This window comes from Streptomyces sp. NPDC007205, assembly GCF_040634095.1.
Classification (GTDB): Bacteria; Actinomycetota; Actinomycetes; order Streptomycetales; family Streptomycetaceae; genus Streptomyces.
The window spans coordinates 298,413-320,451 of the sequence record NZ_JBEYEW010000007.1; the positions used below are offsets into that span (position 1 = coordinate 298,413).

General features: G+C 67.6%; 27 protein-coding genes. 24 read left to right on the plus strand and 3 right to left on the minus strand.

Annotated features, from left to right (window positions below; genetic code table 11):
- The first annotated feature begins 411 nt into the window (after positions 1-411).
- The 16 genes from ABZ624_RS15510 to ABZ624_RS15585 all read left to right on the plus strand — a co-directional run bounded on the left by ABZ624_RS15510 (position 412) and on the right by ABZ624_RS15585 (position 12,519).
- Positions 412-702 (plus strand): hypothetical protein, encoded by a 291-nt coding sequence (locus tag ABZ624_RS15510; RefSeq protein WP_360087699.1) that lies wholly within the window; start codon positions 412-414, stop codon positions 700-702.
- Positions 699-1,022: a hypothetical protein gene (locus ABZ624_RS15515; RefSeq protein ID WP_360087702.1), complete on the plus strand. Its 324-nt coding sequence runs from the start codon at positions 699-701 to the stop codon at positions 1,020-1,022. Before ABZ624_RS15510 ends, ABZ624_RS15515 begins: the two co-directional genes overlap by 4 nt.
- A gap of 94 nt (positions 1,023-1,116) precedes the next feature.
- The gene (locus ABZ624_RS15520) at positions 1,117-1,434 is read left to right on the plus strand and encodes a hypothetical protein (protein ID WP_360087705.1); all 318 of its coding nucleotides are present in this window, start codon (positions 1,117-1,119) and stop codon (positions 1,432-1,434) included.
- Between the two features lie 2 nt (positions 1,435-1,436).
- Complete coding sequence (locus tag ABZ624_RS15525) at positions 1,437-2,474, plus strand: DUF2637 domain-containing protein (RefSeq protein WP_360087708.1); 1,038 nt, start codon at positions 1,437-1,439, stop codon at positions 2,472-2,474.
- The gene (locus tag ABZ624_RS15530) at positions 2,471-2,800 is read left to right on the plus strand and encodes a hypothetical protein (protein WP_360087711.1); all 330 of its coding nucleotides are present in this window, start codon (positions 2,471-2,473) and stop codon (positions 2,798-2,800) included. Before ABZ624_RS15525 ends, ABZ624_RS15530 begins: the two co-directional genes overlap by 4 nt.
- A gap of 18 nt (positions 2,801-2,818) precedes the next feature.
- Positions 2,819-4,330, plus strand: a complete 1,512-nt coding sequence (locus ABZ624_RS15535; RefSeq protein ID WP_360087714.1) for a DNA cytosine methyltransferase — start codon at positions 2,819-2,821, stop codon at positions 4,328-4,330.
- Positions 4,331-4,464: 134 nt separating this feature from the next.
- Positions 4,465-6,696: a cell division protein FtsK gene (locus ABZ624_RS15540; protein ID WP_360087717.1), complete on the plus strand. Its 2,232-nt coding sequence runs from the start codon at positions 4,465-4,467 to the stop codon at positions 6,694-6,696.
- A gap of 141 nt (positions 6,697-6,837) precedes the next feature.
- A complete protein-coding gene (locus ABZ624_RS15545) occupies positions 6,838-7,089 on the plus strand; it encodes a hypothetical protein (RefSeq protein ID WP_360087720.1) in 252 nt (83 codons plus the stop codon).
- 152 nt (positions 7,090-7,241) lie between these two features.
- Positions 7,242-7,436, plus strand: coding sequence for a hypothetical protein (locus ABZ624_RS15550; protein WP_360087723.1), 195 nt, complete (start codon positions 7,242-7,244; stop codon positions 7,434-7,436).
- A gap of 13 nt (positions 7,437-7,449) precedes the next feature.
- Complete coding sequence (locus tag ABZ624_RS15555; RefSeq protein WP_360087726.1) at positions 7,450-8,046, plus strand: hypothetical protein; 597 nt, start codon at positions 7,450-7,452, stop codon at positions 8,044-8,046.
- Positions 8,043-8,231 (plus strand): hypothetical protein, encoded by a 189-nt coding sequence (locus tag ABZ624_RS15560; protein WP_360087729.1) that lies wholly within the window; start codon positions 8,043-8,045, stop codon positions 8,229-8,231. The genes ABZ624_RS15555 and ABZ624_RS15560 overlap by 4 nt, the downstream gene beginning before the upstream one ends.
- Before the next feature lie 5 nt (positions 8,232-8,236).
- Complete coding sequence (locus tag ABZ624_RS15565; protein ID WP_360087732.1) at positions 8,237-8,722, plus strand: single-stranded DNA-binding protein; 486 nt, start codon at positions 8,237-8,239, stop codon at positions 8,720-8,722.
- 87 nt (positions 8,723-8,809) lie between these two features.
- Positions 8,810-9,712 (plus strand): bifunctional DNA primase/polymerase, encoded by a 903-nt coding sequence (locus ABZ624_RS15570; RefSeq protein WP_360087735.1) that lies wholly within the window; start codon positions 8,810-8,812, stop codon positions 9,710-9,712.
- The gene (locus ABZ624_RS15575; protein ID WP_360087738.1) at positions 9,709-10,884 is read left to right on the plus strand and encodes an AAA family ATPase; all 1,176 of its coding nucleotides are present in this window, start codon (positions 9,709-9,711) and stop codon (positions 10,882-10,884) included. The genes ABZ624_RS15570 and ABZ624_RS15575 overlap by 4 nt, the downstream gene beginning before the upstream one ends.
- Positions 10,868-11,059 (plus strand): helix-turn-helix domain-containing protein, encoded by a 192-nt coding sequence (locus tag ABZ624_RS15580; RefSeq protein ID WP_100109146.1) that lies wholly within the window; start codon positions 10,868-10,870, stop codon positions 11,057-11,059. Before ABZ624_RS15575 ends, ABZ624_RS15580 begins: the two co-directional genes overlap by 17 nt.
- The gene (locus ABZ624_RS15585; protein ID WP_360087741.1) at positions 11,056-12,519 is read left to right on the plus strand and encodes a site-specific integrase; all 1,464 of its coding nucleotides are present in this window, start codon (positions 11,056-11,058) and stop codon (positions 12,517-12,519) included. The genes ABZ624_RS15580 and ABZ624_RS15585 overlap by 4 nt, the downstream gene beginning before the upstream one ends.
- A gap of 36 nt (positions 12,520-12,555) precedes the next feature.
- Here ABZ624_RS15585 and ABZ624_RS15590 read toward each other — a convergent pair whose 3' ends face one another.
- The 3 genes from ABZ624_RS15590 to ABZ624_RS15600 form a co-directional block, all read right to left on the minus strand.
- Positions 12,556-13,638, minus strand: coding sequence for a hypothetical protein (locus tag ABZ624_RS15590; protein ID WP_360087744.1), 1,083 nt, complete (start codon positions 13,636-13,638; stop codon positions 12,556-12,558).
- Between the two features lie 416 nt (positions 13,639-14,054).
- A complete protein-coding gene (locus tag ABZ624_RS15595) occupies positions 14,055-16,823 on the minus strand; it encodes a DNA methyltransferase (protein WP_360087747.1) in 2,769 nt (922 codons plus the stop codon).
- A 39-nt stretch (positions 16,824-16,862) separates the two neighbouring features.
- The gene (locus tag ABZ624_RS15600; protein WP_360087750.1) at positions 16,863-17,162 is read right to left on the minus strand and encodes a hypothetical protein; all 300 of its coding nucleotides are present in this window, start codon (positions 17,160-17,162) and stop codon (positions 16,863-16,865) included.
- A 636-nt stretch (positions 17,163-17,798) separates the two neighbouring features.
- On the opposite strand from ABZ624_RS15600, the gene ABZ624_RS15605 reads away from it, so the two are divergent.
- The 8 genes from ABZ624_RS15605 (at position 17,799) to ABZ624_RS15640 (ending at position 22,038) form a co-directional block, all read left to right on the plus strand.
- On the plus strand, positions 17,799-18,536 hold the full coding sequence (locus tag ABZ624_RS15605) for a GntR family transcriptional regulator (RefSeq protein ID WP_360087753.1): 738 nt from the start codon (positions 17,799-17,801) through the stop codon (positions 18,534-18,536).
- A 177-nt stretch (positions 18,537-18,713) separates the two neighbouring features.
- A complete protein-coding gene (locus tag ABZ624_RS15610; protein ID WP_360087756.1) occupies positions 18,714-19,043 on the plus strand; it encodes a hypothetical protein in 330 nt (109 codons plus the stop codon).
- 2 nt (positions 19,044-19,045) lie between these two features.
- Positions 19,046-20,386: an FtsK/SpoIIIE domain-containing protein gene (locus tag ABZ624_RS15615; RefSeq protein ID WP_360087759.1), complete on the plus strand. Its 1,341-nt coding sequence runs from the start codon at positions 19,046-19,048 to the stop codon at positions 20,384-20,386.
- Positions 20,387-20,463: 77 nt separating this feature from the next.
- Positions 20,464-20,640, plus strand: a complete 177-nt coding sequence (locus tag ABZ624_RS15620; RefSeq protein ID WP_360087762.1) for a hypothetical protein — start codon at positions 20,464-20,466, stop codon at positions 20,638-20,640.
- 24 nt (positions 20,641-20,664) lie between these two features.
- On the plus strand, positions 20,665-21,315 hold the full coding sequence (locus ABZ624_RS15625) for a DUF2637 domain-containing protein (protein ID WP_360087765.1): 651 nt from the start codon (positions 20,665-20,667) through the stop codon (positions 21,313-21,315).
- Positions 21,316-21,334: 19 nt separating this feature from the next.
- Positions 21,335-21,523 carry a mobile element transfer protein gene (locus ABZ624_RS15630; RefSeq protein WP_360087768.1) on the plus strand — a complete coding sequence of 63 codons (189 nt, stop codon included), beginning with the start codon at positions 21,335-21,337 and terminating at the stop codon, positions 21,521-21,523.
- 15 nt (positions 21,524-21,538) lie between these two features.
- Positions 21,539-21,694 (plus strand): hypothetical protein, encoded by a 156-nt coding sequence (locus tag ABZ624_RS15635; RefSeq protein WP_360087771.1) that lies wholly within the window; start codon positions 21,539-21,541, stop codon positions 21,692-21,694.
- 98 nt (positions 21,695-21,792) lie between these two features.
- Positions 21,793-22,038: a SpdD protein gene (locus ABZ624_RS15640; protein WP_360087845.1), complete on the plus strand. Its 246-nt coding sequence runs from the start codon at positions 21,793-21,795 to the stop codon at positions 22,036-22,038.
- The last annotated feature ends 1 nt before the right edge of the window (position 22,039 follow it).

Here is a 22,039-nt window from a genome sequence, read left to right on the forward strand (position 1 = left end):
CATCGAGCGCGAGGGGCTCGCGGAACCCAAACAGCCGAAGGGCTTGACGGGCGGAACTCCTCTCTGCAAGATGAGGAACACGTAATACATGTTCCTCTTGGATGGCCCGGAGAGCCCGCGAAGCGGGCTTGAAGGAAGCCGCTGGCCTTTGACAACTGAATGGGGATCACGCCGCCTCTCCTCGGCCAAGTAGGCGGCCACGTGGGTTCCGTCCCGCGTGAGGTACAGCGCAACCCCCTCTTGCAGCGCTCGGGCGCTGCGGGCCCCGACAAGCCGTGAGGCGGCAGATCGAATCTGCCCCGGGGCACTCCCCGTGCCGCAGTCGCGGCTCGTGGTTACCCGGAGTGGCCGTCGTCTCGCCAAAGGCCTGCGGCCTCTCCGGCTCTTTGTCCCTCCAAGTCAGGAGCCATCATGCGTTCCTACGTCGGCCGCCACCTGGCGGTAACCGATCTCGACTTCGCCGAACTCGCCCTCGGCACCCCGCCCGAGCTGTGGCTCGGGGTGGAGGGCGAGACGGACGAAGAGCGCGCGGCCCGCGAGGACGCCGCGCGCGACATCCTCGCCGACAACCCGGAGATGACCGACGACCTCATCCGCCTGGCGGCCGGGATCGTCCAGGAGCACCCGGAGCTGTTCGACGTCATCCCGCTGCCTCTCCCGACCGGGCGCCGCCGGCCGCCCCGGAAGGGAGCGGCGGCATGAACGAGCCGCAGACGCTGGACGGGCTGGCCGCGCCCCTGCGGGTGCTGCGGCTGCTGGCCGCCGACTTCGGGCACCTGCCCGCCCCGGACGTCGACCTGACCCGCATCTACCCCGAGCGACTGACCCTGCGGTTCCACGAGGGTCTGCACGCATTCGAGGCATGGCGGGAAGCCCTGGCCGTGCCGCCGGAGAAGGTGACACACCGGGTGCAGGGCGACGGCACGACGCGCGTGCTGAAGGCCACGACCGACTACGCGGGCGCTGAGGTGCACCTGCACGGCTACACCGACGTGCCCGCTACGGACGGGGGTGCGGCGTGATCACGCAGTTGACCGATGACGAGCGCAAGACCTTGTCGCAGAAGGCCAAGGACGCCAACGAACGCTCCGAGCAGGGCCCGGGCGGTGGTCAGCGATGAGCAAGCCGAACACCCGCCGTCTGGACCGTGAGATCCAGCAGGCCACCCGCAAGCTCGAAGCGGCCCGCGAGCGTGAGCTGTGGCCCCTGACCGGCGCCGAGAAGCGGGCGGTCCTCTCGGCCGCTACCGGTGGCGCCATCAAGATCGTCCGAGGCAAGGCCCCGACTCGCGCCGAGCGGAACCTCGAAAGGGCGTGGAGCGGCGCCGAGAGGCGGCTCAGCGCGGAGGTCTCCGCTCTGGAGAAGGAGCGGGACCGGATCATCGCCGATGCCGCCAAGGACAAGGCGGGCAAGAAGTCCTCGGGGTGGTGGTGAGCATGAGCCACACCGCCGAGGCGCTGCCTCAGGACGGCAGCACGACCACCCCACCCCGGAACTCGGTGCCGCCGCTGACCCGCCCCGAGATGGGACTGGCCGGGGTGGGGGCGCTGGCCGCCGCCGCGGTCGGGGCGCTGGGGCTGTACTCCTCCTTCGACGCGGTGTCCCTGGCCGCCGCCCGCTGGGGGTTCAGCAACCCGCACACCCTGCCGATCGCGATCGATATCGCCATCCCGGTGTTCACCCTGGCCAACCTGCTGCTGATCCGGCTGGACATGGGGCTGGCGTGGGTGCGGTTCGTGCCCTGGGTGCTCACGCTGGTGACGTGCTGGCTGAACATCGCGGCCGGCCACTCACTGTCGGCGAAGGTGGCACACGGCACGATGCCGCTGCTGTGGGTGGTCTTCTCCGAGATCGGCGCGCACGTCTACGCCGTCCGCATCGGAGCCGTCACCGGCCGCCGCATGGAGAAGATCCGCGTCTCCCGCTGGCTGCTCGCCCCGGCGTCCACCTTCCTGCTGTGGCGGCGCATGACGCTGTGGGAGGTCACCTCCTACACCGACGCACTCGCACTGGAGAAGGAACGGCTGCTGGCCCGCGCGGACCTGCGCGAGCGCTACGGCCGGGCCTGGCGCCGCCACACGCCGCGCCGCGAACGCGTCCTTCTGCGCCTGGGGGAACTGGCCCCGGCGGCCGTCGACATGACCCCCGCGGCTCCGGAGCCGGAACAGGCCCCGGAGGCACCCGAGCCCGAGGCGCCCAAGCCGCCGGTCAAGCGGCAGAGTCGGCGCAAGACCAAGATGGCGCCGCGCACGGCGGCCGATCTGCTCGCCGAGGCGCGCTTGGTCGCGGCCGGCTGGCCGGACGCCGAGATCAACGCTGAAGCGCTGCGCAAGGTGCTGCACTGCGGCTCCGTCCCGGCCCGGCAGGTGCGTGACGCCCTGCTCGCTGAGCGGGCCGACAGCCGCGCCCTGCACCCCGTCGACACCGAGGACCCCGGCGTGTCCGGTGCTGCCCGCGAGGAGGTAGCGGCATGAAGTCCACGCCCCTGGCCGCCGTCGACGTCTGGCAGCCCGTGATGGTGGCGGCCGGCTACCGCTGTCAGTGCGCGGGGGAGTGCGGCAACCCGCACGCCAAGACCGACGGCCGCTGCCCGGGCGAGCACGACGGCTACACCAGCAAGCACGGCCACCGCATCCGCCTGATGGCAGCGCCCGCCGACCTGTGCGTCTCGCCGGTGAAGGCGGTCACGCTGCCGCCCGGCGAGCTGCGGGCCTGGTGCCCCGAGTGCCACACCGCCGCCGCCCGCCAGGCACGCGCCAGCGCGCCGGTGGACGACGAGCCGGGCCTGTTCGACCTCTGATCTGAAGGGAGTTCAGGCGTGAGCCTGACGTTCACCGATCTGTTCTGCGGCGCGGGCGGCTCGTCCACCGGCCTGGTCGCGGCCGGGCTGGAACTGCGCCTGGCCGCGAACCACTGGCAGCGCGCCGTGGAGACGCACGCCGCGAACCACCGGGACGCGGACCACCTGTGCGCCGACATCGACAAGTACGACATGCGGCGCCTACCCAAGACGGACGTCCTGTGGGCCTCGCCGATCTGCACGGAGATCTCCCCGGCCGGCGGCAGGCGCCGCACTCACGGACAGCTCTCCTTCGACCTGGAGGAGTACGGCCGCGTGGAGGAGGCCGGGTGGGAGCGCACCCGGGCCACCGCCTACGACGTGATCCGGGCGACCGAGGTGCACCGCTACGCCGCCGTGCTGTGTGAGAACGTGCTGGAGTTCGCCGTCGACTGGGAGCTGTTCGACTGGTGGCGTAAGGGCATGGAGACCCTCGGCTACCACTCCCAGATCGTCTCCGTCTCCTCCGCCCACGTCGGCGACCCGGACAACCCGCCCGCCCCGCAGTGGCGGGACCGGATCTACGTGGTCTTCACCCGCCGAGACGTCCCCGTACCGGACCTGAGGCCCACGCCACTGGCCTGGTGCCCGGACTGCGGCGAGGACGTGCACGCGGTCCAGACGTGGCGCAACGGCCGCCGGGTGGGCAAGTACAAACAGCAGTACGACTACCGCTGCCCCAACGCTCGGTGCCGTCACGCCGTCGTGGAGCCGTACGTGCGCCCCGCCGCCAGCATCATCGACTGGACCAACCTCGGGGTCCGCATCGGCGACCGGCCCGCCCACGGGTTGCGCCCGCTGGCCGCGAACACCGTCAAACGCATCCGCGCCGGACTGGACCTGCTCGGCAAACAGCGCATGGTGCTCACGGTCAACCACGGAGGCCACGACGGCCGGGCCGTCCCCGCCGACGCCGCCCCGCTCGCCGTCCGAACGGTGAAGATCGGTGACGCGGTCCTCGTCCCGTCTGGGGCGTTCTACGTCAAGAACTACGGCGGCAACGCCCGCCCGGGTGACATGGTGCGCAGCATCGCCGAACCCCTCGGGACCGTCACCGCCCGGGACAGCCACGCGCTCGCCGTCCCACCCCAGGCCGATGACTCGTTCATCGTCACCCTGCGCCGCAACGCCACCGCCCGCCCGGTCTCCCGGCCGGTCGACACGGTCACTGGGCAGGGCCGCCATCACTGGCTGGTCATCCCCTACCGCAACGCCACCGTGAAGTCGGCCGGGCAGCCGCTGCACACGCTCGGCACGAAGGACTCCCCCGCACTGCTCGGTCCGGCACCAGAGTTGGACGACTGCCACTACCGGATGATCCAGCCGCGCGAGCAGCTGCTCGCCCAGCGCTTCCCGGCCGACTACATCGTCCACGGCAACAAGGGTGAGCAGACCATGCAGGCCGGAAACGCCGTCTCCTGCAACGTCGCTCAGTGGATCGGCGAACGCGTCTCTACCGCGCTCGCCCGCACCGCCGCACACGCCGCTTGATCGGCCACGAAGGGATACGAACTGTATCCCTTCCGCCGCAGAACCTGGCTGACCATCAGTACACGGGCCCGGCCGCCCACCTTCCACAGCACGCGGCCGGGCCCGGTATCCCTCCCAGAGAGAAGGAACTCTCAGTGAAGCATCCCGACGACGACAACGAACTCTTCAACCGGCTGGAAGCCGAGATGGCGGCCGACTCCGGTGGTGAGGTGGTCGACCTCGACAAGGCGCGGTCGGCCCGCTCCGAGTCGCCCGACCCGACCGCCCGACCCGACGCCGACCGATCGCCCGACTCCGGCGAGGGGCGGTCGGGGGGCGAGTCGGCCGACCCGACCGCCCGTGTGATGGTCGACCAGTCGACCCCCACCGCCACCGGGCCGGGCTACCTCGGTCGGCTCGCGGGTGCCCGGCGCCGGGCGGTCGTCCCGGTGTGGCTGCGATCGATGACCGAGCTGCGGACCGCCGCGGCGTGGGTGGTCCGCCACTACGCGCACGCTGCCGGGTACCACGCGCTGCGCGCCCCGGTCTACGCCGCCCGGCTCGCCCTGCAAGCCCCGACCGGTACCGCCCGGTTCATCGGCGGCACCATGCGGTGGGTCGCTGACCGCGAGGGCGAGCCGGTCCGCCTCGCTGCGGTCCGCCGCGAGGACGCGGCGGAGTACCTGAAGCTGTCGCGGCAGCGCGACGGCCGGGTCCGGCTGCGGACCCTGGTCGCCGTGCTCGCGATGTTCATCGGGCTCGGGTCGGCGCTCGCCATCTACGTGCTCGCCCCCGACTGGCTTCAGGCCCTGTCGGTGAGCGCGGTGGTGATGGCGCTCGGCTACGCCGGCCGCAAGGCGGACGCCCCGGTCATCCACAAGGCCGTGGAACTGCCCAACGCGCCCAAGCTCACCAGCGACATCGTGCTGCGGGCACTGGGAGCGCTGGGCATCCCGGCGATCAACCAGGCACAGGCCAAGGGCCGGGACGGCTTCGCCTTCACCGCCCCCATCACCCGGGACGGGCCCGGCTGGCGCGCCGAGGGCGACCTCCCCTACGGCGTGACCGTCACGGACGTGATGGACCGCCGCGAGCGGCTCGCATCAGGTCTGCGCCGCCCGCTGGGCTGCGTGTGGCCGGAGGCGGTACCGGATGAGCACACCGGGCGCCTGGTGCTGTGGGTCGGTGATCAGGACATGCCCAAGACTCCGGCGCCGGTGTGGCCGCTGGCCAAGGCGGGGGCGGTGGACCTGTTCAAGCCCGCCGCGTTCGCCACCGACCAGCGCGGACGCTGGGTCGAGGTCACGCTCATGTACATCGCGGGCGTGATCGGCGCCATCCCGCGCATGGGCAAGACGTTCCTGCTGCGCCTGCTCATGCTGATCGCCGCACTGGACCCGCGCGCCGAGCTGCACACCTACGACCTCAAGGGCACCGGCGACCTGGACCCGGTCGGCGACGCCGTCTCCTACCGGCACCGCGCCGGCGAGGACGAGGAGGACTTCGAGTACGCGCTCGCCGACATGCGCGAGATCCGCGGCGAGCTGCGCCGCCGCGCGAAGGTGATCCGCGCCCTGCCCCGGGACGTGTGCCCGGAGTCCAAGGTCACCTCGGACCTGGCCAACAAGCCCTCGCTCGGGCTGCACCCGATCGTGATCGGGGTGGACGAGTGCCAGAAGTGGTTCGAACACCCCAAGTACGGGGCGGAGTTCGAGGAGATCTGCACCGACCTGGTCAAGCGCGGACCAGCGACCGGGATCGTGCTGCTGCTGGCCACGCAGCGCCCTGACGCCAAGTCGCTGCCGACTGGGATCAGCGCGAATGCGTCGGCCCGGTGGTGCTTGAAGGTCATGGGTCAGCTGGAGAACGACATGGTGCTCGGCACGTCCAGCTACAAGCGCGGCGTGCGAGCCACCATGTTCTCTTGGGCCGACAAGGGCATCTGCTACTTCGTCGGCGAGGGCGCGGACGCCCGCATCGTCCGCTCCGTCTTCGTCGACGCAGTGGCCGCCGAGAACATCGCCCTGCGGGCCCGCGCCGCCCGCGAGGCGGCCGGAACGCTCGCCGGATACGCCCTGGGACAGGAGCCGGAGGCCGCCGAGTCGGCCGGATACGACCTGCTCGCCGACATCATCGCCGTCGTCCCGTCCGACGAACCCAAGGTGTGGTCCGAGACCGTCGTCGCGCGGCTCGCCGAGCTGCGGCCCGACGTCTACGCCGGGTGGGAGCCCGAACAGCTCGCCTACATGCTCAAGCCGCACGGCGTGCCCACCTTGCAGGTGTGGGGCAAGACGGAGTCCGGCAAGGGCGCCAACCGGCGCGGCATCGAGCGGGCCCGCATCACCACCGCGATTGCGGAGCGTGACGGAAACCAGGACGCGGGCTGACCGTCACACGGTGCTAGGTCTAGCGGGGCGCACCGCTAGACCTAGCACCGCACCTATCGCCCCATCCATGCCCTGATCAGGTCGCTAGTAGCTAGCGGCCCACCTGCGGAAACCCCCGAAAACCGCCTGGAAGGGCCCCTCGTGCCCCCCATCCTCCTCGCTATCACCTGCCTGTTCGCCATCACTCTCGGTTACGGCGGGCTGTGTGCGGCCTCGCCGTTCGGCAACTGCCGCAAGTGCCGCGGCATGGGCCACCAGCTCAAGACCGACCGCAAGGGACGGCTCAAGCGCGGCAAGGACTGCCGCCGCTGCCACGCCACCGGCAAGCGCCTCCGAGCCGGCTGCTGGCTCTACAACCGCTGGGCTCGCATCTACCGCGCAGGCACCGACTGAACAGGCGACCGGCGACCGCCCGCCATAAGACGGACCCCGCTCCTAGCTGGAGCTAGGCGGGCGCGGTCGCCGGTCAGCGCCCCGAACTTGCCAGCACCCGGGGCCCGCAGAGCCTACCCATCCGACCCCTCGCCTGAAAGCGAGATTCCTGCATGACCCTCACCGTTTCGGCCGTGCTGCTGTTCGGCATCGCCTCGTTCTTCGCCATCAAGACCAGGGCTACCGGCGCCGGCGCGGCGGTGCTGCTGTTCCTGTTCGGGTTCTTCACCGCCGGGACCGGCGCCTACGGCCCGATTCACGACCTGGTGGCGTCCTTCGCCCGGTTCCTGTCCCAGCTCGGCCACTGACCGGAGGCATCCCGTGAACGAACCCATCGTCGTGCGGCACTGGCTCACCACCGCCGCCCCCAAGGCCGCGCCCGCCCTCGCCACCACCACGGTGCTCGCCCTCGCCCGGATCTGGAACGCCAACGGTGCCGAACACTCCGTCGGCAACGCCGCCCTCATGGCGGTCCTTGCCGCCGGAGCCGCAGCGGGCGGTGCTTCCCTGGCCCGCGCCGGAGAGCCCGTGCTCGCCGCCACCGGCTACGCCGTGTCCGGCAGCCTCGCCCTCGCGGGCGTCGCCGGATACTCCGACGGCCTGTCCCTGCCGCTGCTGCTGTGGGCACTGGCGACCGTGCTCGCCTACTGCTTCGCCGCCCGCCACTGGCGCCAGGCCCGGCGCGACGCCCTCGACCACGAGCGGCACGTGAGCGAGCGGCGCGAGGAGCGCGCCCACATCGAGCGCGTCGAGACCCTCCGCGCCACCACGCAGATCGAGGTGGCCCGCGCCGGCGCCGCCTACGTCGAACAGCTCGCCCAAGCGCTCGTCACCCGAGCCACGCTGCCCGGCTTCGACCTCACCGCCCTGGAGTCCGCCGGGCTGCCCGAACTCCCCGTCGCACGGGACGAGCGGTGACGTTCGAGATCCGCGTCATCTGTCAGCCCGACGACGTCGACCGCATCCGCCAGGCGCTGGGCGCCGCGTTCGAGACCGGCGCCCCGCGCCGGTACCCGACCCGCGACGGCAAGCGGCTGCGCCTGTACGTCACCGCCGACCACCACGACTCCAGCAGCAACCCCACCCACACCGAAAGCGAGTGATCCACATGTCCATGGGAGAGACCCCGCTGACCATCGTCGGCAACCTCACCGACGACCCCGAGCTCCGCTTCACCCCCAGCGGCGCGGCCATGGCGAAGTTCTCCGTCGCCTCCACCCCGCGCAGCTACGACAAGACCTCCGGCCAGTGGCAGGACGGCACCGCGATGTTCCTGCGCTGCACCGCCTGGCGCGACCTCGCCCAGCACATCGCCGACAGCCTCACCAAGGGCGCGCGCGTGGTCGTCACCGGCCGCCTGCGCCAGCACAACTGGCAGACCCCGGAGGGCGAGAACCGTTCCATGCTCGCGCTGGAGGTGGACGACATCGGCCCGTCCCTGCGCTTCGCCACCGCCACCGTGTCCCGCGTCCAGCGCACGAATGGCAACGGCACCGCCCCGGCCCCGTCCAACGGCGGCTGGTCCACCAGCCCCGGTGCCCCGGCCACGTCCGGATGGGGCACGCCGCCCACCGGTGACGAGCCGCCGTTCTAGATGCGCCCGGGGTGGGTGCCGTCTCGCCAAAGTTTGCACCCACCCCGGTTTCCCTCGTCCCTCCAAGGAACAAGGAGAACCACCAGCATGACCCAACCGCGACCCCACGACCAACTCACCTCAGCGCTCGACGCCGCGTCGCGGGGCTGGCACGTCTTCCCCCTCATCCCCGGCGACAAGCGCCCCGCCGTCCGCGACTGGGAGAACCGCGCCACCACCGACCCGGACCGCATCACCCGGTGCTGGGCGCACGGCGCATACAACGTCGGCATCGCCACCGGCCCCTCACGGCTGGTCGTCATCGACCTCGACACCCCCAAGACCCCGGACGACACCCCGCCGGCCGCATGGAACCTGCCCGGCGTGAGTGACGGCGCGTCCGTGCTCGCTGTGCTGTGCGAGCGCCACGGCCAGCCCTTCCCCTGCGACACCCACACCGTGCGCACCGGCCGCGGCGGTCTGCACCTGTACTTCACCGCCCCCACCGACGGCGAACCGCTGCGCAACACCGCGGGCGACAAAGGCAACGGGCTCGGCTGGAAGGTCGACACCCGCGCAGCCGGCGGCTACGTCGTCGCGGCGGGCAGCACCGCCGCCGGACGCCCCTACACCACTGCGCACGACGCCTCAGTGGCGCCCCTGCCCGGCTGGCTCGCCACCCTGCTGCGCCCGGCGCCCCTGCCGCCGCAGCGACCGGTCAAGGTCCCGCTGACCACCCGCGACCGGCGCGGCAAGTTCCTGACCGCCGCGCTCAACGGCGAGTTGGCCCGTGTGACCGGCTCCGGCCCGCACGAGCACAACAACGCGCTGTACCACGCCTCCGTGGCCCTCGGACAGCTGGTCGCCGGGGGAGAGCTGGACGCCAACGAGGTGACCGAGAAGCTCACCGAGGCCGCGCTCAGCGTCGGCCAGGGCGAGCGCGAGGCACGCCGCACCATCGCTTCCGGCATGCGCGCCGGAGCCAACCGCCCCCGGCAGGTCGCGGCATGACCGGCAAGGCCATCCCCCCGCTGCACCTGTACTCCGTGCCCACCGACCCGCAGGCGGCCGCCGAGACACCGCCGAAGCGGGAGCGGCCCCGCACGGCGTGGACCGCGGATCAGCTCATGGCCGCAGACTTCCCGGAGCCGAAGTGGGCAGTGCCCGGCATCCTCGCCGAGGGCGTCACACTGCTCGCCGGACCACCCAAGGTGGGCAAGTCGTGGCTGTCCCTCGGCCTGGCTCTCGCGGTAGCGGCCGGCGGCCACGCCTTCGACTCCGTCCCCGTCCAGGGCGGCCCGGTGCTCTACCTCGCCCTGGAGGACACCCCGCGCCGTCTCCAGACCCGCATGGGCAAGATCCTGGGCGGGCAGGCGGCCCCGGCCGGGCTGACCCTGGTCACCGAATGCCCACCCTTTCCCCAGGGCGGCTGCGACGCCATCGCCGGATGGCTGGACCGCAACCCGGACGCCCGCATGGTCGTCATCGACGTGTTCGCCAAGATGCGCGGCCCCGCCCCACAGGGCGTGTCCGCCTACGACGCGGACTATGTCGCCGTCGGCTACGCCAAGCGGATCGCCGACCACTACGGCATCGCCGTCGTCCTCGTCCACCACGTCCGCAAGGCAGGTTCGGACGACTTCCTGACCGAGGTGTCCGGCACGAACGGCATCGCCGGAGCCGCCGACGCCACGCTCGTACTGAAGCGCGCCCGCGGGCAGGCAGACGGGATCCTGCACGTCACCGGACGCGACGTCGACGAAGCCGAGTACGCGCTCAGCTTCCAAGCCGCCTCCGGGGCCTGGCAGATGCTCGACGGACCGGTCACGGACCACACCATCGGCGACACCCGCGCGGCTATCCTCCGCTACGTCCGGGAGTACCCCGGCGCGCGACCGCGGGACATCGTCGCCGCGCTGCCGCAGCTTGATGCCGAGAACGTCCGCCGTACCTGCTCGCGCATGGCCGCGGACGGGCAGCTGACCAAGGACGCCGGGGGCCGGTACTACCCGGACACCGAGACCCGGACACAGGGCACGCCCGGGGTGTCCCAGCTGTCCGACTGTCCCAATACCCCTTCTGACCTGCACGAACAGGTGGGACAGCCGGAATCGGGACTGTCCCAGCTGTCCGACTCCCGTCCCGCTGGCGAGAACCCGGAGGGAACTGACCGTGGCGCGTGACGAGATGCTCACGATCCCTCAGGTGATTGAGGAAATCGGCGTACCGCTGTCGACCTTCTACCGCTGGCGACAGCAGAGGAAAGGCCCGAAAGCAATCAAGCTCCCGAACGGCGCCGTACGAATCCGCCGCTCGGAATTGGAGCGCTGGATTGCAGCTCTGGAGGAAGCCGCGTGACCAATCGCAAGAGTGGCGCAACACCGGGCGCTCGTGAAGGCGAGCGCCCGGCCGGGCCTGAAGAGCCCACGCTTTCCACCGACGTCCGTATCTGGAAAGTCAGCAAGATTTCCAGCAAGACGGCGCCTTACCAGCTCCGTTGGGTAGTCGCTGGGAAAGTCCGTCACGCGAGTTTCACGACGTCGGCGCTCGCCGAGAGTCGCCGTTCGGAGCTCTGGCGAGTCATGCGCAAGGGAGAAGCCTTCGACGTAGAAACCGGGCTGCCCGAATCGGAGCTTCGGGCAGCAGCAGAAAAGGCGAGTACCAAGCCGGACCCCTCATGGTGGGACTTCTCTCGCGAGTACATGGCAATGCGTTGGCGCACTGCCGCGGCGAAGACGCGTGAGGGGCTGGCGGACAGTCTCGCCACCGCAGCTCTCGGCATGATGGGGGAAAGCCCCGGGGCGCCGGAGCTTGAGGACGTACGGCGCGCCGTACGGTGGGCCGTCGTGCCGGCTCACAAGGATGAAGAACCTCCGCCGGACCTGGAGAAGGTCTGTGCGTGGTTGGCGAGCCACTCTCTTCCCCTGTCCGCTCTCCAAGACTCCAAGGTGGTGCGGGACGTCCACTACCGACTGTCCTTCAAGCTGGACGGCAAAGCAGCGGCAGCGGATACGTACAAGCGTCGCCGTCGCGGATTCAACACGGCCATGGACTACGCGATTCAGGAGGGATACCTAGAAAGGAACCCGCTGGCCGGGGTGAAGCGGCCCACCTCTAATGGGGGCGATGTCGTGGATCCGCGGGTCCTGGTCAATGAGTTGCAGGGAAGGCAGCTCCTTACGGCCGTCTCGTACGTCGGCTCGGTGCACCGCAATCGGGGGCGGCGCCTGGTCGCCTTCTTCGCGTGCATCCTCTACGCGGCGATGCGCCCGGCCGAAGTGGTCGGACTCCGATTGCCTGACTGTCATCTCCCTGAGAAAGGATGGGGGACCCTCACCCTCTGGGAGACGCGCCCGATCTCAGGCAAGAAATGGACCGACTCGGGTGAGCGGCACGACAAGCGGGGACTGAAGTCACGGGAGCCTGGCACAGACCGGCCGGTACCGATTCCGCCCGTGCTTGTGGCGATGCTCCGAGCACATCTGAGGGAGTTCGGCACCGCCAAAGACGGGCGGCTCTTCCCCAACGAACGGGGGGACCTGCTCGGCACGTCCAGCTACTGGCGGGTGTGGCAGGAAGCCAGGCCGCTAGCGCTCCCGCCGGACAAGGTGAACTCGCCCTTGGCCCGGAAGCCGTACCACCTCCGGGCCACGTGCATCACGAACTGGCTCCGCGCAGGCCTCCCGGTAGCCGAGGTGGCCCGGCGCGCCGGCAACTCCCCAGAGGTCATCCACCGCCGGTACGCGGGCGTCATCGACGACAGCGAGGAGGAGAACAACAAGAAGATCGAAAAGACTATGGGCTGGGACGGGGAGTGAAAACTCGTCTGAGTGTGCGGTCAACGGATCGCACACTCACTGCCTATCCAGCCACTCTGTCAGATCGCTCAGCCTAGGTACTACCTCGGTTTGCATCCCCTGCGGAAGGCGCGCTGTACGAATGACATGACAGGCGTGGCGTTCAGTGACGACCAGGTCGCAGTACGGCACTGCGATGCTCAATGCGTCAACATCGAATATGTCGTTCGGCTCCCAAGACTTGTCGCGGTTACGGTGAGCCGCCTCCACGAGGGCGACATGGACATCTGCGCTCGGCATGCACTCCGTGAACGCTCTGCCTGACTCTTTGTCGGTAAAGACGTCGTTGATGTCTCTGGCCCGACCGATAAGTGCCTGGTTGAGGAAGTTGATGACTTCGAGCGTCAAGTACCGTGCCTGCACTATGTCGCGCAGGCGGTTGCGCCATTCCGGGTTCTGATCCAGTCGCTTGGCCTGCTGGCGCTCTGATTCCGCGCGCTGTTCAGCGATAGCCCGTGCGGCAGTCGGATCCCACCCTCTTGCTTGCAGGTCTGGCACCTCGGCGTCGGTAGGGCCCCGCAACACGCCGCGTTCAAGCTGCCGACGTGCACTCGCAAGGAATGCGTCGAAGGCTGCCGGGCCACCCGGCCATTTAGCGCGCGCCTCTTGCGTGACGTCACCAGATTCTGACCGGATGTACAGGCCGCCGCGTTGGCCCATCGCGTGACCGATGCCATGTCCCAGCAGGTTGACGTCCGCTACGTGCGGCGATGTGGTAGCGAAGACACGGTCCAGTGCCGCCTCAATCTCCAGGCGCATGATGGCAGTGCGGCTGAGAAGTGTCGAAAACCCGGAGACCTCTTCCATCACATCGGCGATGTCACCGCGCTGGCGGGGATCTTGGATCCCTACCATCTCCATGTAGTGGGTCAGGGACAGTGGAAAGACGTACCCGCCGGAGGCGACTGCCCCTCGTACCGCAGCGAGGGCCGGGGCGTACTGAGCTCCGGTGGGGTGGCCGGTGGCCGCCTTGGCCAGGCTGATCCAGTGATTGAGATCTAGATAGACGAGCCGCTGTCCCGTTTGCGGACGAACCAAGTGATCGGGCCAGGCGTATGCGGGGGCTTGCCGTCGTGCCATGGCGGCCATTCTGGCAACCGGGTGGTACGCGGCGCCTCCGAATATGCCGTTCGGTGCTTCCTGGGTACTTCAGCGGTGCCGAGTCGTGGGCACGGCACGTGAGTGCCGTCGGCCCTCTCACACGCTCCTCACACACGAACCGTGATCGACAGTGAGAAAGGGCGGGAGTCAGTGAGACTGACTCCCGCCCTTTTCTGTCGGCATCCGCCCTGGTCAGACCGTGGTTTTGGGTCTCTGACCGGCGAGTGCCCCCGGCAGGATTCGAACCTGCGCACACGGCTCCGGAGGCCCATTGCCGTTAGGGCATCACTCCTGGTCAAGGCTTCGTAGACGCCCGGTCGGCTGGGGTAAGTCCACGGATAGTCCACGAAGCCAAGGCTTGATGTCTAGTGCTGGCGCTGTTGGCTGCCAACTAGTCAGAAGAGACGAACCGTGCTCCCAGACGCGGATTCGAACGGATCATATGGGATTCTGCCCGCAGTGATGTCCATATTCATCTGAAGCAATCGCTGGACGATCTCGGAGTCACTCAGCTTGGCATCTTTCCATCCGTATGCCGTGAAGACCGCTCTATCTAGCACCTCGTGCAGGGCGCGAATATCGCTATGGGCCCCGTCTTCCACGCGATTGTACAGGTCGGTGAGACCGATACCTTCTTCGCGGCACACGAGGCTGCGACGTTCCACCAATTGCTTACTTGCTTCAGCTACTTGCGCGCGATTCTCGGCGGTTACGGCGGCCGGCCACGGGAATGGATCAAAAGTGGAGGTCGGAGTATATCGAAGGTCTCCCTTAAAAGATGACTTACCGAAAGCCCATGCACCATGGGCTCTGGACATGAGAATGCCCATCGCGTAGTCATCTTCAAACGGGAAGACGAAGACCAAATTGCTGGGGCAAGTTTCAGGATTCTGCCATGCAAGTAGGAGCCGTTTACCAAGGTGAGCGCAAGCTACGTAACGGGACAATCCTTGAAGGCTGGCTCGCATGCCAACGGCCTTTTCCCCGAAAAGCCACCATTGCTCTCGTCGCGCTTTCCGCGGATTCGAGTCCCGGCTGGCTTTCACTCGATCGCGCACGATGTTGATGCAGGCAGAGTACTTCATGGCCTGCTCGAGTGGCATCGTGTTGAAGTCAATAATCCAACGACGTGGTCCATGTGAGATGTCATCTGCAATGTCATCACCGATCAGATACGGACGCACAACCTGTGTATAGTCCGCGTCCCGGCGGCGAAGTAGAGACTGCGCCTCTTCTTCGGTAAGGATAAACCCCTCGCCGACCGGAATCACACCTTGGAAGCAATGTCGCTTGTTCGCTGCCAAGGGTTTAGCGCCAAGACTCGAGGCTTCGGGAGTCTTAAGCTCGCTTGTGATTGCAGCTACGCTCACTCCGTCCAGAGAGTAATTTGTGGGTTGTGCTGAAGGGCGCTTCACCCAGTTCACGATGGAGACATGCACCTTTGCCTCGCCTGGCCACTTCTGAGTGGACACGGCATCGGTGATTACACCACTAGAAGCGGCGATGTAATCGAGGCTCTCTTTTCTGCCGCGATTCTGCGAGATGGAGTTTGTTCCGACGAGGCCTGCTCGTTGCCCTGGGCGCAGACGGTCATGGGTCTTACGGAACCAATAAACGCAGTAGTCTTTAACGCCGATGCCGAATGCCTTCTTGAGCCACTCGGCGTATGCGTCTCCCTTAGCTCTACGGATGTACTGAGAACCAAGAAACGGCGGGTTGCCGATGATGCAGTCTGTGTCGGGCCACGGGAGAGACAGAGCGTCGCCCTGTCGAATCGTTGAAAGGTCTTCCAGTGGCAAAACTGGCTCAGCTGGACCGTACTTATCCGTCATCTGCTTATGGCCCATCCACAGGGTGACCCTAGTGATGAGAACAGAAACAGGCTCAAGCTCGAGGCCGTGGAGGTTACGCAATGGGAAGTATGGCCACGGTGCCTCCGGCAGCGGCAGTCCGGTGCTCTTGGCGAGTTGGCGTACTTTTTCTTTAGCATCGGCCTCAAGCGCTCGAAGTTCTCGATAGGCCACGTAGAGGAAGTTTCCGCAACCGCATGCGGGATCTAGTACCTTGAACCCGCACAGGTCAATCAGGACCTGGAACGCATCGGCAGGAGTTCGGGCCGCCGCAATCCTGTCCCTCCAGGGGTCAATGATTGTAGGCCGAACAATTTTCATAATGTCGACCTCGTGAGTATAGTGCGCGCCGAGGTCGTGTCGTTGAGAGTCGCTAAAGCAGCTCTCCATGAGGGAACCAAAGATCGTTGGGTCAACGCTGCGCCAGTGATATGAGGAAGCTTCGCGCACCAGGCTGAGTTCTTCTGGTTCAATGTGCAGCTTTGCCGGTTTCGCAAAAAGTTGCCCGTTGACGTATCTTGTTCCGCTATAGATACCTTTACGGTTGTAGTCCTCCGGATCGTTCAGGACCTCGAATAGGGTTCCAAAGAGCTCCAACGAAGAACGCTCGGGATTCCTCGAAAGCTCATTAACTATCTTTTGTACCGGCTTTCCATCCAGAAGGCCCAGATCCTCTGCAAAGAGGCACCAAAGGAGTTGAAGGACGAATCTCTGCGCTGTTTCGGGAGGGGCCGCGTTTCGCCTTAGCAGGTGCTTGTATAGTGCTCCTAGCGTGTCAGCCGCCTTGCCGGTCAGCTCGCGGTCGCCGAGTATAAAGAGTGCTTCGTCGCCCGAGTCTGTCAGATAGAGAAGTGATTCGTACTTATCCGGCAGTTCCGCTAGAGAGAACGTGGCGCGAGGAGCGTTTGGGTATTTACCAGGCTCCCAAACTTCAAATTTCTGGAAAGCGCAGAGAATTACGTACTGAGGTGCCGGTCGCTCTGTCAAGACGTCGGCTGACGTTTGCCAATAATTAAGCGCCTGCTCGCGGTGATTCTCCAGGCGATCCGCCTGATCTGGCCGCTTCATCTCAATGATTAGCTTACCGGGCCAGTGCAGGTCCATGATGCCATCGGCGGTTCGCGAGTCTTCAAACAGGGCGCCGGTATCCCGGCGGTCACTGCCGTAGCAAAGGAACAGCTCATTAATAAACGTCTGAGCTTCAGCCCTTTCGGTGCCGTCAAAGTCGCGCCAACGTTTAACGAACTTGCGCAGATTTTCCTGGATCTCTGCGCCGCTTAGAATCTTCCTGTTGTTGGCAGTTTCTGTCGTCAAGGTTGGCTAATCCTTTGTCAGTGACGGCGACTTAACGGGCTAAAAGAGCTTTGCCTGATCGTCTGAGAAATAGGCGCGCTGAAATAGTGCCTGCCTCACCGCTTGCAGTTCACTCTGGGCGCGCTTTAGGGCGTCAGCTGCTTCAAGTTCCCGGAGCTTTGTGGCCTGGCGTACCCCACGTTCTGCCCGCCTAATGGCCTGCTCAATGTTCAACAGTGTTTCCGACACCTCCTGCATAGCTTCTTCTTGCGACTCCTGGGCCGCAGAAATCCTTGGAGTGAAATGTCGATGCTCGTTTGCATGCCAGTTGGGCGACTGAGGACTTGGATCGTTCGTCATGTTGGTCCGCCACCCTCCTTACAGTGGTGCATACACCCTAGCGCGGCGGTACCGCACATCTGTGGCTCCTCGGGTGTCACTGGCCTCCCACCTTTACCCCTCAGCTCCCATCCCGTCCGCCGTCGACCCACACACCGTGGAGCGGGCGTGGTCCATGGCGTCCAGGTGGAGCGCGCCACTGTACGAACGACCTGGACGCCATGGGCCGCGTCTGCTCGGCTTTGCCTGGGTCGACGGTGGACGGGATGGGAGCTCCCCGCGCACGCCCCATCGGACCCGCAGTCGGCGACGGCGCCCCCTCCATCCCGGTGCCGGCCGATCCCCCGCCGGAGGCATTGTTCTGACCGGGGCCGCGATATGCGGTGATCGACTCATGGCCGTCGGCCCTGTCCACACGTGGGCGCGCGTCGGCGCAGCGCGGGCGGAGCGGGCCGGAGGCAGGAGCGGCGCCCGCAGCGGAGCCGGGAAGCGCGCCCGGCGGAGCGCGAGCGCAGCCGGGTGCCTTGATGAGGTAGAGAAACCTGTAACAGTTCGATCCATCCGGGCCTGATGATCGCCTCGCGGGAGACACAGAGTTAGCGCACGGGAGCTGTGCACGCTACCGTGAAACCACCCTAGGGACCTGGAGGCTGATCGATGCCCGAAACGGCGCGGCAGATCGCCGACGACCTGCGGGCACGGATCGATGACGGCGAGTTCGGGCCTGGTGCTCGACTGCCTGGGGAACCCGCGCTCGTCAGGGACTACGGCGTAGCCAAGATGACAGCGAGTGGTGCGCTAAAACTGCTGGTGGCAGAGGGTGTCGCGGTCTCGCGCCCCGGCTCTGGAACGTACGTCCGAGAGTTCAAGCCGATCTTGCGGGATGCTACGAAGCGCCTCTCGCGGAAGCAGTGGGCGGCGGGTAAGTCGATCTGGGCGGCCGATGTTGGTGAGCGACCCATGACTGTCGCCGACCTGGAGGTCTACGAGGACGATGCCCCTCGATGGGTGGCGCGCGCCCTCGACCTCGGAGACGAAGGCCGGATCATTGTGCGTAGCCGTCGGTTCCTGGTGGACGGTGAGCCCGTACAAATGGCGGTCTCGTACCTGCCGGCCGAGCTGGTGCGCGACTCACTCATCGCCGAACCAGACTCGGGGCCGGGTGGGACCTACGCCCGTCTTGCCGAGCTAGGGGCGGAACCGGTGCACTTCACTGAGGACCTGCGCGCCCGGATGCCCAGCTCCGACGAATCCTCAGCCTTGGCCGTCCTTCCCGGCACGCCCGTGATGGAGATCTGCCGGACTGCGTACACCGCAGAAGGCAAGGCCGTTGAGATCAACAGGATGCTACTGGATGCCGGCGCTTATGCACTGCGGTACAGCTTCGGTAGCTGACGAGTCGCAAAAAACGTTTACACGCAAAGGCCCACCTCGGTGGGCCTTTTTGCTGCCTCTGCGTCCCCACGGTGCAGACCGCTTCATCAAACACGCTTGACCTCCCTAGGGAGCTTTGCTTCAATCTCCCTAGGGAGGACGAATCCACTCCCTGCCGCCTCAGCGAGGAGTACATCCATGCCGTCGTTCAAGATCGACCTTCAGACCGCCGTGGTGTTCGTGGCGACTGCGCCGACACCGAAGCTGGCCAACGCGAAGACCGGTGAGCGGGCCCTGGACCGGGAGACCGGCGCGGCCCTGTCGACGGTGGGCCTGCTGGTCTCCGATGACGGGGAGGGAAACCTCTACCAGGTCACCATCCCGGAGACGGGTTACCCGGAGGGTCTGGCGCCGGGCATGCCGGTGCGAGTCGTCGGCCTCAAGGCCCGTGACTGGGAGAACGAGTTCAACGGTCAGAAGCGCCACGGCATCTCGTTCCGCGCGGTCGCGATCACCGCGATGGCCTGACCATGGCCGACGCGACGATGTGGCTGGAGGCCACGGCCGGCTTATCCGCGGTAGGCGGTGTCGGCTATGCGAAGGTGCGGGCGCCTCGTGCGTACTGGGCACTGGTCGGTCTGCCGGCCTCGCTGGCCCGGTTCGGGTTCTCCTACCGGTCCACGATGGATGTGTGCGGGCTGACGGTGCAGCCGTCGGGTCTGCGGGCGTTCATGACGCGCAATGTCGCCCGGCGTGAGGTGCAGCCGGTCCCGCCGAAGGTCCGCCGGGTGCGGGTTACGTCGACCGGGCTGCGGGTGACCTTACGTCTCCCGGCAGGCTTGGAACCTGCCGATGTGGCCGCATCCTCGGAGCGGCTCCGTCACGCCTGGGGCGCTCACGCGGTGACCGTGGTTGAGACAAAACCGGGCTTCATCGAGCTACGGATGACCGGCTATGACGTGCTGCGCCGAGTACGCATGCCGCGCAAGGCCGCACCCCACGGCATGGTCGTGCCGGTCGCCCTGTGTGAGGACGGGACCGCGTTCGAGCGGGACTACCGCAAGGCACCGATGGCGCTCACGCTGGGCGCGAACGGCTCCGGCAAGTCGATGTACCAGCGGAACCTGATCAAGGGCCTGGCTCAACTGCCGGTCGGCCTGGTCGGCATCGACTGTAAGCGCGGGGTCGAGCAGTCCGCCTACGCGCCGCGCCTGTCAGCGCTGGTGACCAACGCTGATGATGCTGCCTCGCTGCTCGGCGTACTGGTCGCTGAGATGGAAGATCGCTTCGACCTGCTCAGCAGGCTCGGGGCCTCGGACATCTGGGACCTGCCTGCCGCCAGGCGGCCGGTGCCCGTGGTGGTCTTGGTAGACGAGGTCGCCGAACTGTTCCTGATCTCCTCTCGCAAGGATGAGGAGCGTCGCGAGCGGATCGTGACCGCGCTGATCCGGCTGGGACAGATGGCCCGTGCGGTCGGGATCTACCTGGAGATCTGCGGGCAGCGCTTCGGCTCCGATCTAGGCAAGGGCGCCACCATGTTGCGTGCCCAGCTCACTGGCCGGGTCGTGCACCGCGTCAACGACAAGCAGACCGCCGAAATGGGACTCGGAGACGTCGCCCCGGACGCCGTGCCGGCCGCGAGCCTGATCCCGATGGAACGCCCTGGAACCGCTGTAGCAGCGGACGCCTCCGGTGGCTGGTCGAAGATCCGCACTCCCGCCATTACCCGTGACGAAGTGGCCGCCAGCTGCCGCGACTTCGCCCACCAGATCCCGGCTCTTCCCTTCCTCGAACCGTTCCGCCCCTACGTGCCCGCTGCGGCGCCCGCGGACGTCCCGTCGCTGGTCAAGCCGCGACCGGTCACCGAGTAACACCCCCATGTTCCACGGTCGGCGCGACCGCTCCTCGCGCCAGGTCCCTACCCGAGCCATGCCCGAGGGAGGACGCCATGGCCGCACGACGAAAGACCAGCACCCGCCAACCGGCGAAGAAGCCCTGCCCCGACTGCCAGGCAGGTCAAACCTCGGAGTCCTTCCAGGTCGGCGGCCGTCGCAAGCGGCTGAGTGACGACCGACAGGAGGCCCTGTGCGTGACCTGCCTGGGCACCGGCCACGCCCCCGACTGACCACCTTGAAGGGAGGTCCCGTAGATGCCTCGTTCCTCGATCCGTCCGGACGCCATCTTGATTCAGGCCGTGATCGCCGGGGCGTTGTCCTTCGCGCACCTGCACGACCTTGCCGAAGCAGCCGGCCAATCCGGGTGGAAGGCCTGGGCCTACCCGGTCTCCGTCGATCTGCTGCTCGTCGCCGCCTGGCGCCGACTGCGGACCGCCCGGCGGGACCACTCGGCCTGGACCTGGTTCGTCATCGCCCTGGGCGCATCCCTCGGCGCGAACATCGCCACCGCCGGACTCCTCGACCTGGGCCAAGTCCCAGCCTGGCTGCGGATCCTCGTCGCCGGCTGGCCCGCGCTGGCCTTCCTCGGCGGCACCCTGCTCGTCCACTCACCCACCAGCCCGGAACCGGCCCCCGCCGAACCAGTCACCAGGCAGACGGAGGTGCCGCAGGTCGAGGTGCAGCGCGACGACGAACCCGCCACTGCTGCTCCCGAACTGACTGCCCCGCCACCCGCGGCTCCCGGCCCGGTTGTTCCGGCCGCGTTGCTGGATCACGCCCGCAAGCTCACCGAGGCCCATCAGGCCTCAACCGGCTCCCCGATGCCCGCGGACACGCTCTCGGCCCGCCTCGGCCTGCCCGACGACATGACCCGCGCCATCACCGCTCAACTGCAACTTGCCTGATTGGGAAGGAGGTTCGCCCGTGTCTGCTCACCGCCGCTTCCGCAACGTGATCCGTATCGGCCCCGTCCAGGTCGCCACCTCATACGACGGCCGTGGCCGCGAAACGCACACCGCCGCCTGCACCGCCCCCGGCTGCGGCTTCGACGCCGACTACTCCACCCGCGCCGGCGCCGAACTGGCCGCCCGCACCCACCGCTGCAAGGCCTGACAAGGAGATCCCGTCATGGACGTTCCGCTCTGGCTCGCCGTGGCCGTCGTCGCCTACCTCGGCATCAAGCTCGCCCGCCCCTCGTGGTGGCTCGTGGCCCTGCTCCTCCTCGGCGGCTACCTCATCGCGCACAGCTTCCTCGGCCCCGTCGTCGGCTCCTTCATCCAGTGAACCATTTCGAAAGGACACCCATCGTGCTCACCCCTAAGTACCCGCCCCAGCACACCGCACCGCCCCCGGCCGGAGTCCCGTCGCAGACGGCCCCGGTTCTGGCCGCCAGCCCCGCCCCGGCCCCACTCGCGCCCGCCCCGGCCCCGGCTCCGGTCTCGAACCGGCCCACGATCCACCTCACGCCGGGCACCGCCCTCGCCCTCGTCGGCGGCGGCACCGCAGTGGTCCTCGTCGTCGGAGCGGTCCTGGTCTCCCTGCTCCTCGCGGTCGCCATCACCGGCATGTCCGTCGCCGTGACCGCCGTCGTCCTGCGTTCCCTCGTCAACCACCAGAAGGGCCACTGAG